Annotated in this window: 6 protein-coding genes; all 6 read right to left on the bottom strand. The window is 40.9% G+C overall.

The window, feature by feature from the left end:
• Positions 1-386: 386 nt before the first annotated feature.
• Entirely contained in the window at positions 387-1739 is a 1353-nt protein-coding gene (locus ABDW32_RS11565) for a DUF1735 domain-containing protein (protein ID WP_343562512.1), read from the bottom strand.
• Positions 1740-1758: 19 nt separating this feature from the next.
• The gene (locus ABDW32_RS11570; protein ID WP_343562514.1) at positions 1759-3597 is read right to left on the bottom strand and encodes a RagB/SusD family nutrient uptake outer membrane protein; all 1839 of its coding nucleotides are present in this window, start codon (positions 3595-3597) and stop codon (positions 1759-1761) included.
• A gap of 11 nt (positions 3598-3608) precedes the next feature.
• Positions 3609-6923, bottom strand: coding sequence for a TonB-dependent receptor (locus ABDW32_RS11575; RefSeq protein ID WP_343562516.1), 3315 nt, complete (start codon positions 6921-6923; stop codon positions 3609-3611).
• A 182-nt stretch (positions 6924-7105) separates the two neighbouring features.
• A complete protein-coding gene (locus tag ABDW32_RS11580; protein WP_343562518.1) occupies positions 7106-8275 on the bottom strand; it encodes a FecR domain-containing protein in 1170 nt (389 codons plus the stop codon).
• A gap of 83 nt (positions 8276-8358) precedes the next feature.
• The gene (locus ABDW32_RS11585; protein WP_343562520.1) at positions 8359-8937 is read right to left on the bottom strand and encodes a sigma-70 family RNA polymerase sigma factor; all 579 of its coding nucleotides are present in this window, start codon (positions 8935-8937) and stop codon (positions 8359-8361) included.
• 247 nt (positions 8938-9184) lie between these two features.
• The gene (locus tag ABDW32_RS11590; RefSeq protein WP_343562521.1) at positions 9185-11974 is read right to left on the bottom strand and encodes a sugar-binding domain-containing protein; all 2790 of its coding nucleotides are present in this window, start codon (positions 11972-11974) and stop codon (positions 9185-9187) included.
• Positions 11975-11981: the final 7 nt, after the last annotated feature.

The following is an 11981-nucleotide window of genomic DNA, read 5'->3' on the forward strand; positions in this document are numbered from 1 at the left end:
TTTTCGCATTCACCTTTAAATAAGACGCATAAAAAATTGTACGGGAGCCTGAAGAAGCAAAACGACATAGCACGATTCAATTTGAGATGACTGAGAATCAAATGGAAACCCGAAAGATGAGATAAGAGCACAGGGTCTTTATTAAATAATAAACGTCCTTATTGTTTAATAAATAAACGTTATTGCTTTGCAAGACTTCCTGGTCGCTTAACAAAATCATCGAATAGCACGACTTTTTGTATAAAAAAATAAAATACCCCTTATTGTTTAACAAATAGAACTTATTGCGAGCACATCCCTTCTAAAAGAAATAGGGCTGTTCGGAAAAAGACGAACAACCCTACAATAATCTACCTATAGATAATACGATAAAATATCAGATATCGCTACAGACCTTTTACATATACTTCGGCGATAGCAGACGAAGGGGGACGGTTACTCTCAGTAACTATACATTTCAAATAACGTGCTTTCGTCGTCGGAATATTGGTCATAAGTGTATGTTTTGGATTATTTATACCAAAGTCAATTTTACCTACTGGAACATAAGTTTTATTATCGGTGCTGACCTCAAATAATACCGTTTTCAAATCATTGTTTGCTCTTCTTACAAGCTCAATTGCCATCATTTCATGCTCTTTACCCAAATCGATGATTAAGAAATGTGGTAGTGGCGGTTCTCCCCCCATCCAAATGTTATGCCAGTAGGTATCCACGTTGCCATCCAGGATATTTTCTTTTTCCCCCCCACCGATCCATTCCGAAGAAGCCTGAATTACCTTCCACCCTGCACGGGCGATATCCGGTGGTTGAAATGAAACGGGGATCAATATCGTCGATGCCTCTGGATTAATACTATTTTTTGAAACAGATTTGATCCGCAAAGGCAAGGCATATTCTCCAAATAAATTTGTGGTTCCGCTAACAAGTCCCTTCCGGATAATCGTAAAATTGAAGCTTCCCTTATTTTTCTTGGCTTCAATTTTATAGGGCATCTGTGATAATTGATAAGCTGCCTTTGGAAGCAATTTGAATCGTTTTTCCTTTTCTTCTTCCTTTATCGTTGCATTATAAGCCTCTAAAGCTGCTGGATATTCCTCGATTTCATAATCGAGATCCCATCGATTGGGATAATTTGTCGTAACCACCGCTTCCCCTTTTACCTGTTCAGCACCTGTCGGTGTCAATTTGACCAAATCAAGTTGTAGCCCCGGCGAGATAAACTCCACAAAAGGATCCTTGACAGTAGGTATGAGCAAAACCGCCCCCATCTCTGGTTTAAGCGGTTTTAACAAATCTCCCTCCGACACAATGCGGCAGGGAAGCACATATTCCTCTTTGTATTTTCCTTGTAAGGCCTTTATCTTGTCACTATCGAAGACAAAATGGACATCTCGTTGTGTATCTTTTTCTCCAAATGCCAAAGCAGAATTGCTGATTGTATAGCAATCCGTAGGAAGCAGCTTATAATTCGTCCCCGCCTTTGCATTGTAATCTGCCAGATAAGCTTCGTCGATCTGAAAATTTACTGTTGTAGGTTTCAGTCCGATACCGGCCTTAATTATTGTCACATTATAATCAAATTTCCCCCAATCAAATACGGTTATCTTATTCTCTTTATAGTCGCGGATATATATGGTATCGTCTACCATATTATTCATCCGGTCATCCTTCTGACACCCATTCGTTAGAAATAGTGCAAATAGAAAAACACAATAGGATATATAATTTCTCATCATCTTCAGTTTTAATAAATAACTACCATCCATAATTTTGTGTAATATGAATCATTTCGCTCAGCTGCTTTTGTTGTATCGGGAAGAAATAGTGCTTAGGCTGGAAGGTCCGTTTGCCAGGAAATACATCCTTCGTCCTTTCCCATGAAGATTCGTAGTTTGTTGCCGCTACATTACGTGTATAGTAAGGTTCATTCATTTCCTGCTCCGCTGTCATCCAAGTCCTTAAATCTAAGTAGCGATGTCCCTCAAATGCGAGCTCTACCATCCGTTCCTTCCGAAGAAGTGTTCTAAGCATTTCTTTATCCCCCAATACTTCGGGATAGGCTGTCTCCAAATTATTCAGGCCGCTACGTTGGCGAACGAAGTTGACATATTTTAAGGCCTCGGCTTCATTCCGATTTGGTTTTTCATTACATGCCTCTGCATAGTTAAGGTATATCTCCGCAAGGCGATAATAAGGCCAAGCAAATTGTCCCCAATTTCCAGCTTCAATGTCATTGGTCGGGTCGCTCATTCTCCGCCAGAGGTAGCCTGACTTTACGCAGTCTCCTGTTTTTGTATAAGATGAAGTACCGCCTTCAAAAAATGTTACCTGTCTAGGTTGAGGCTTGGGATTTGTCCAATACATGCCACTAGCTAGAATGGATGCATAGAATCTTGCATCCCGTCCCACACAGCTGTTATGAGCTTTAAATGAAGCAAAATTATCCAAAGGATGAACATAGTTGTCCGTGAAGCCAACCTCTTTATACCCTGACTTCTCATCAATAACCGGTTGTCCATTGGCCCCATACCCTATAACCGGATAACGTCCTGAATTCGCCATTGGATATGCATCAACCAGCTTAAGTGAAGGAGCATACCCTCCGTAACCTATAGTCACTACTTTTGGAGGAGCCGTGCGTACATTATAGTTAAATCCATCATCTGACCAACGCCCCCATATTACTTCAGAGTTCCATTTATCAAAATAAATCCCCATATAGGATTTTATCGCGTGACGAAAAGGATCTTTTTCTTTGGTGTCTACATATAAAGAATAAAGATTCAAATCAATAACATCCTTGGCTGCTTTTGCTGCGAGTTCCCATTTATTAGCATCCGCTGTCTGGGGAAAAAGAAATTCGCTGTCTTTATTTTTTAAGCCAACATATAGCTTTGCGCCATTAAATAAAGGGCGCGCCATGTACAATAAAAGTTCTGCCTTCGCCGCCATTACAGCGCCTTTGGTTATACGACCATACCATGCCTGATCTGTAATTTCCAGTGGTAATACAGCCGTTGCCTTATCAAATTCGGAGAGAATAAAATCTACATTGGTCTGCAACGGCATGCGATCTACAGTCTTTGGATCAATTTTATCATCGGCAGCGCGATCTCCCCAGACAAATACTGGACCGTATCGTCTAAGCAATAAATAATAGAAGTATGCTCTTAAAAAACGAGCCTCCGCTTTCATTGTGCTTTTTACAGATGCACTCAATTCTACATTTTTATCAACATTATTGATAAAGACTGTTGCCTGGTTGATCCCTTTATAGTTATGTTCCCAGGTTGCATAATCAGTTGTTGTTACTCCCCAAGCCCCATTAGCAAAATTAAGCCAGGGTACCCAGGAGACCCACGAGAATAGCGCTTCATCACTAAGCGGAACATTTCCACCTTCACTATAGAACATATCATGTTCTATAGGCAGATAGCCATATACCTGAGCAAGGTACTGTTCAGTCGTCTTACGTTTGTTAAAGACTTCGTCGAGTGTCATTTGATTTTCCAAATCAACATCAAGGTATTTGCTGCAAGCACTGAAGAATACTGGTAGCAAAAGGCAAGACAGGAAGTATAAATATTTTTTCATCGTTTCTTTTATTAAAGTGTTACACTTAAACCTATATTAAACACACGCATTTGAGGGTAACTACTCCCAGAAACCGTTTCCAGTTCGGGATCCCACATCTTGAACTTACTGAATGTAAATACATTCACTCCCTGCGCATAGAAGCGGACAGCCGACATTTTCCATTTTTGTGTCCATTGTCTAGGTAAAGTATATCCAAATTCTAAATTCTTTAGGCGCATAAAGCTCATATTCCGTTGCCATAAAGTAGATGGCCTTGAGTTATTGGCAATATTAAATGACAATCGCGGATAAGCTGCATTTGGATTTGGATTATCGGCACTCCAGCGGTTATCCGCTACATCAGCATAAATTTGTCCATATCCCCAAATATTTCCTGTTTGTCCGTATAAAGGCCCCCCGGCTATAATTCGAGTTATTTGGCCCACACCATGAAAGAAAGCCGCAAGGTCAAAACCCCTCCAGGAAACACTCGCCCCAAATCCATAATTCAATTGTGGCATTTCAGTGTCACCGATTGCTACCATATCTTCATCTGTGACTTCTCCATCACCATTGATATCTCGATATTTCACATCACCAGGGCGAATAACATCACCATACCGCTGAATTGGACTATGTGCAATTTCCTCTTCGGATTCAAAAAGCCCCAAAGCAATCAGGCCTCGTTGCTGTCCCCAACGTTGCCCTACCTCCGATAAATATGGCCATCTTGGAGTAGGCTTGTCATCGAATAGTTTTTTATTTCTGTTATACGTAATATTACCCCTTGCTTGTATACCTAATTCGCCTTGTTGATGATTAAATTCAAAAGAGCCTTCAATACCTTTATTTTCCATTTGACCGATATTGACATAAGGTTTTACATTAATCCCTACAATCGAAGGGACGCTTTCCTGAACGATATAAATCCCGTCTCTTTTCTCTGCAAAATAATCCGCCTGGATCGTCAGTTTATTGAATAACCCTAATTCCAGTCCAATATTCCGTTTCAACGCGCTTTCCCAAGCTACAAGCGGATTCCCTGGATAACCCGTAGCGATGCCTTGTATCCAGTTTTTCCCGCCAATACCAAAAGAATAAGCTCCTTCCAACTTCATCTCGGAATTGTAAGCAAATCGACGGCTTCCCCCAATCTTATCACTACCGATCCGACCGATAGATCCCCGTAACTTCAAAAAATTGACAACAGGTAATAGGGGCTGAAAGAAGTTTTCGTTACTCAGAATATAACCTAAAGCCAAGGACGGGAAAAAACCAAAACGTTTCTTTGGAGCAAAATTTTCAGAACCATTATAACCAAAGTTGCCCTCAATAAAATAAAGATCCTGATAGGAATAGGTCAGACGAGAGGCAATACCTGTATTCCGATAAGGGAAAGCCGCGATGTAATCATTACTGGGAAAATTATTCGTCCGTTCGCGCATAGAAAAAAGAAATAGTCCGCCTACTCTATGCTTTCCACCATATAACTGATCATACATTAGCGAACTTTCGAAGTTGGTCGCTCTTTCGCCCGAGTGCCAATCTGCCAAACTTAAATAATCACTACCATTGCCATTATCCTTTAAAATCAGGTTCCCCTCACTGTCTCTGGGATTGGCCTTATCAACATAATAGGTTGTCGGGCTCTTCCGTTTATCCAATGTGGAAGAATTTTTAGCGTCCCAAGAAAATTTAACATTCGCTTTTAGTCCAGGTGTTATCAATTCAGAAAAGTCCTGTGTTACCCCGATCAACGATTGCGCGTTATTCCAAAAGTCTTTTGAAAATCCCGTTGTATTAAGGGCATAATAGGGATTATTCCCCCCTTGAGGTTGAGCGTAAGCACCATTAGAAAATTGGATTGGAGTCGCTACTGGCGTTGTGTGTAATACCATCTCGTACATCCGCCAAAGGTCCACCCCCAGTCTATTTTTTGTTTCGTACTGGTTTGAAAGATTTAAATTTACCTCTGTGGAACGAGAAAGTTTAATATCTACATTGGAGCGGAAGTTGATCCGATCAAAGTTTACCGAAGGATCATAGTTTGATGTCCTCCTGGGCTGAAAGATACCATTTTCCTTCATATAAGAGCCCGACACATAATATTTAATGAAATCACCACCTCCAGTAACATTTACATTCAATCGTTCGTTGGAAGTCCTTTTCTTGAATATCTCTTGCATCCAATCCACGTTAGGATAGACATCTGGATCTACTTTGTTCACATACTTGTCAATTTCCTCCTGAGACAGTTGAATTTTGCCCGAAGCTTCGTAGTTGATATCATTATAATAATCCAGCCATTGTGCAGCATTGGCTAATTTTGGTAAAACACCGGGCTGTAATATACCTCGTTCGATACGTGCATTGATAAGTGGCTTATCACTCTTTTTACCTCGCTTTGTTGTAATAAGTACGATTCCATTTGCCCCGCGCACCCCATACACGGCCGTTGCTGTCGCATCTTTTAGAATGGAAAAAGACTCCACATCTTCGGGATCCACCAAGTCCATAGGCCGTTCGATACCATCTACTAAAATCAATGGGCCTGTGCTTTCTCCGAAGCTCGCTACTCCCCGAATCCAGAAAGAAGTGCCTGATCCGGGTTCTCCAGATCCCTGTACAGTGACCACTCCAGCCATCTGCCCGGCTAAAGCACTACTGATTTTTGCGACTGGGGTTTTCAATTGCTTTGGCGAGACCGAGGATATTGCGCCTATTACACTGAGTTTTCGCTGTTTTCCATACGCGACAACTACCGCTTCCTCCAAATCACTTACTGCCGCCACTAAGGTCATGTTGATTTGGTTGGAACTACCTATTGTATGTTCAATTGACTGGTAGCCCACCAAAGAAAATATAAGTATCTTGTGCTGATCTTCTACTTCCAGGGTATATCGTCCTTGTGCATCAGTTTTTGTTGCTACATTTGTCCCCTTGACCGCAACGGTGACGCTCTCCAATGCATTCCCCTTGGCATCTGAAACGGCCCCCGTAATCTTTTTTTTCTGTAACCGAGCGACACTTAGTGGCAGGGTAGGAGATGATGGTTTTGCAACGATCAAAACCGTATTCAGATTTAGCTCATAAGTAAGGTTTCTTTCGTTCAAAAACTCGTGCAGGACTTCCTTAAAGTTTCTATTCTTTACTTTAATGGTCACCCGCTTCTGTTTATTGACTAATTTATTATTGTACAAGAATTCGTACCCGGTTTGTTTTTGAATCTCATCCAGGACATCCACCAAATGTCCGTTTTTTATATCCAAGGTTACTTGTTGACCAAAACTAGCTGCATGGACATGCACCATGGAGATGATGAGGATTAGTATACATACTTTCATCCTGATAAATGCTTTTACGAAGAATTTCTGTTTAAAAAAGCAACTTTTGCTATTCCTTTTATACATTTGTATACGTTTGGTGTTAAATGGTTTATAATTCAATTAGGTCTATTTAATTGCTAAGCATCAATCGGGAGTGTTGCGAGCACTTCCGATTACATTTAGCTTCTCATATCGCATTGTCACATAACAAGGACCCTCCCATCCTGAATTTTAAATTTATAATTGGATATCTTTTCGAGCTGCTTGAGTAAATCTGAAAGCTTCTTAGTTCTTTTCATCATAGCAGTAAATGTATCAGTTGAAGTAGATTGTATTTTGATCTCCTTGATATCATACCACTCTTTTACTTTTTGAAGCACAGTTTCTATATCATCTTCCGTAAAGCGGAAAAAGCCATCACGCCAAGCCAAAATCTCTTTTAGATCAGCCTGCTTCAACACGATATGCTGCTGTTGTGGATCTGACTCCGCTTGCATACCCGGGGTTAGAATTTTATGGCTGCTGCCCAAGCTCACCTCTACTTTACCTTTAATCAAAGTCGTGAGGGTCTTGGTCTTCGTTAAATCGGAAGACACATTAAACTGTGTTCCCAGGACTTTAATCCGTGTTTGCTTTGTTTCCACAATGAAGGGCTTCGCGGGGTCATGGGCAACATCAAAATAGGCCTCACCATCTAGGAAAACTATTCTATTGTCTGATTCAAAATGTAAAGGGTAAGTTAAACTGGATCCGGAATTCAAATGTACCTTCGTCCCATCAATCAATTGTAAGGTCAAAGCATTTCCTTTGGGACTATGAAATGTCCGTTTTTCAGAACCACGCCCACTTTGTTTAAGCTGATATAGCAACGTTCCATCATTGTCCCTGATAATGGTTAGATTACCTTTTTTCAACGATTCGGGATTATCGGCAGAAATCGAATATTGTTCACCCGTAGACAGTGTAAGTATAGGTGCACTGCCATCAGGGAGCGCTATCTCATTCGTTAAAACATCTTGGGGATGTGTTAGGGACGCCGCTTCACGCTTGACAAAGTATACGATTGAAAAACAAAAAAGAACAACCGCAGCAGCAAAACTACCCCACTTGACATAGTTTATTCTACCTCTTCCACTGTATGATAATACTTCTTTGTCTTCTTGAATACAATGGGAAAGTTGCTCGGCCAAGCTGTCCCTATCAAATAGTTCTGAACGAACTGGGATTTTCTCTTCTAAACTCTCAAATAGCGAGGAGAACTGGAACTCATCAAGATCATCTAATTTATCTAACATCTCTTTTAATTCAGCCCGCGAGATTGTATTTCGGAAATAATTGGTCAGCAAATAGCGTTGTCTTTCTTCTTGCATGGTCAAATTGGTTCGTACTTTCTAAGTTTATTTTAGGCAGTACACCCCAAAATCAAAAAAGGACTACATGAAATATTCTTTTTTTAAAAAAAATAAAAAAATAGAGATAATAACAAGTTTTTTCCAGACCGGGCCTGTTTCAGGGATTTCGACGCTCTGGCAAGATGATTTTTTACCGTGTTTTTAGAGAGGTTTAATTCCTCAGCTATTTGTTGGCAGGGAACCCCATCTACCCTGCTCAAAGTAAATATAAGTTTTTGTTGAACCGGTAACTGTGAAAGGTAACCTTCAATTTCCTCGGACAGCTCTTTTCGTTCGACCATCCGATCTGCGGTCTCAGATTGACTTTCGATGTGATATGCTAATAGCTCAAAAGCAGCATGCGAACGCTTAATACTCCTTAGTTTGTTAAAACACTCTCTTTTGGTTAAAACATATAGAAATGGCCAAAGATCTACATCTTGCCTTATGCTCATACGATTGGTCCATAGCTTAACAAACACCTCCTGAACAACATCTTCGCTCCAGCCCGTATCTTTCAGCAAATGAAAGGAAACGTCAAAGATTCGATCTGCATACAGCCGGTAAAACTGTAGTAAAGCGGCCTCACTTCCCATAGCAAGACCCTGAATCAAATTCGCTTCATTAAATTCTTTTCTCATAACCCGAGCCCCCAGCTCTTCAGTATTATTGGTCGTTTTTCTATTCCGGTAAAAAATCAGTTTATTGAGACAATCGAGCAATTATTTCAATAGCACTGCTTTTTTCATTTAAAGTTTCATTTTCTCATAAAAATAAATTGTACGCGCATCAGCTTGTATATTAACTTTTGGCTTCGCCCTAGTCCTGCAACTTCCATTTTTTTTATTGAACTTATTGATATACAGACCTTAAAACAAATACATCAAACTAATAAATAGCATCGGGAGCAGCCTTTTCTTGCAATTCTTTATAGTGTAAAATCTGCTGCAATACCTCAGGATTTTCGATAACTTTTGGCGCAAATTTCGAACTATTCATGTAGGTAAGTATGGATTGCAGCATCTGATTTGCAACAGGTCGCTGATCCAAATCAGTCGCAAGATCAAATGAGGCTACCATCAGTTTGCCATTCCCAACTGTCCCCTCAAATAGTGAGGCTAATTTTCTATTGTTAGCAAAATTATCTATCATCTCTACAAGGGTTTCACCGCCTTTAATCTGATCCATCAGCATTGTTGTCGATCTGATCTGTAAGTCCCACCATTGCCAGTCGGTATGTCCCGCTGTCGGAAAATGTGCGAATACAGGATGTTTTGGATCACAGAGCAATCCCATTGTCCCAGCCTGCTTCGGAAAATGTACCGGACTCCAGAATACTGGCACAAATTTGCCTTCGATACCTATAATTTTTTTCCAATCAGGATTTAAAAGAACCTTTTTACCTGCCTGCAACAACCGTAAAGCTTCGTCCAACTCTCTTGTATAGCTTACATCCGCAAAATCAATTTGGTTTTCTTTTGGATACACCCATATATTCCAATGATTTTCATAGTCGGTACCTTTTAGATTAATATGGACTGTCAACTTTTTGGCCTGTTGTATTGCCTGCAGTGGCACTTCAAAGCGACCTACATTCCCATTGTATCCCTGGCCGACGACGGTTTGAAAGTGACCTTTTGCAATAATTTTTGTACCATCTTTCATAGACCACTCGACCAATTGATTGTTCATTGTTGCAGCACCATAATTGCTGATGTCTAAAATGCCCGCAAATACTTCATTATTGGTATATACGGCTTTGGAAAACTGAAGCAGAGGAACTACCGGCGCACAAAACTGTCTAAATTCGGCTGCCGAAAGAATATTTTTACTATCCCAAAAAGCATCCAATAGTCCCACCAGAGCTGTACCCTGTCCCGGAAAATCATGGAGATCCAATAGCTGATAACCACTAATGCCCGGTGTTTTTAAGGCCCGTTCTAGCTCTTCCTTATAGAGAATCGCTGCCAACTTGCCTGAAGACATGGTATATGCCTTCGCTTTATGGAATAAACCCTTACGTTTAAGATCTTCGGCGACAGCAATAAAGTTTAAGGGCTTTAAAACACCTGTATACTTTTTGATCTCCTCTAAGTTGGGATAAACAGCATATTGTCCAATTTCATGAGTAACTACAGGAATTGAAACGCCATCCAATGAAGCACTATAATTTTTATTAAAGACAGGAGGTTCACTATTAAAGACCCCCTGCCCTCTCACCCATCCCTTCGCCGTCCATTGCGTAATCAAAAAATCGTCAAAGGGTTCGCCGACAATCCCATGTCCTTGTTGAAAAGTAAATGATGTCGCCGTATATAGATGCCTCTTATCTTTCTCTTTCAGGTTTTTTACAAGTGCATTAAGGGCTTCGAAGTCGCCACTCAACTCATTTCCCATACTCCAGAAGCAAAACGATGGATGATTCCCATATTGCCGGATCATCTTATCGGCTTCCTCATATAAAAAACGTAGCACGGTATCATCCTTACCTGCATTATTTTCCCAGATAGGTAGTTCAACTTGTAGATAGAATCCCATATCATCAGCAACAGCAAAGGCTGCCTCCGGCGGACACCAAGAGTGAAACCGCAAATGGTTGAGTCCCCATTCCTTCGCTGTCATAAATACCTTCTTCCATCCTGCCTTATCCATAGGGGGATGCCCTGTCAATGGAAAAATGCTGCATTCCAATGTCCCCCGAAGAAACAGCGGCTTCCCATTGATTTTCATCACTGTTCCCTCCTTTGACAATTGTCGCATACCAAACGATGTACTCACCGCACTGACGCCCTCGCCCGATTGGCACAGCACTTCTACGTCATAGAGATTTGGTGAAAATTCGCTCCATGACCGCATATTTGCGCCCAGGTCATAGCTCAATTGAACTGTGGAATCACCAGGCGCTAATAAAACCTCCTTTTCTATTGTCGGAAGATATTTGCTCTCGCCTTTAAATTTGGTTCTTACACGGAGTGTACTATTGGTATTTCTTTGTGTTTGATTTGAAAGAACCACCTGCAGGTCTACACGTTTTGCTGTCAACATCGGAAAAGTACTTACTTGCTTGACATGAACTCGGTTCTTTGCTTCAATATACATTGAACCGAGTATTCCGTTCCACATAATCTGGGTATGATCTGTATAAGCATGTGCCATATCATCGACACTAATCGCCAACTTCTTACGGTTATCAATGCGAATAGTCAGACGATGCTTTTTTCCAGCTTTTAAAAAAGAACTTAAATCAAATTCATGTGAACCTACCAAACTGCGCTGTTTTTGCGGAATTTCTACTCCGTCAACCCAGACATTGGATTCCCATATAATCCGCTCCAGTTTCAGGATCATTTCTTTACCCGCCCAGCCTTTTGGAATAAACAGCTCCTTACTGTACCAGGCTGCCCCCACATACCGATGTTTCCTTGTCAGATGGGAAAGTTGGGGTTTTGTGAGTGCCGGCGTTAAGTTATTCGCAGTTCCTAGTCCCGCATCGTCAGTTGTCCCTGGTAATTGGATGAGGGTTGTGAAAGACTTATTAGTCCAACCGTTCTTCACTCCCACATCCTTTGGATCAAGTTGTACACTCCATTGTCCGGCAAGATTGAGCTGATGCCCTCCGACTGCCAAAACGCAGTAGCTCTGTAGAAGAGCAAGCAATAAAATGAGATAACGATGCATGTCTGAA

Origin of the sequence: Sphingobacterium sp., from assembly GCF_039596235.1 — a bacterium.
In the GTDB taxonomy this organism is placed as follows: domain Bacteria; phylum Bacteroidota; class Bacteroidia; order Sphingobacteriales; family Sphingobacteriaceae; genus Sphingobacterium.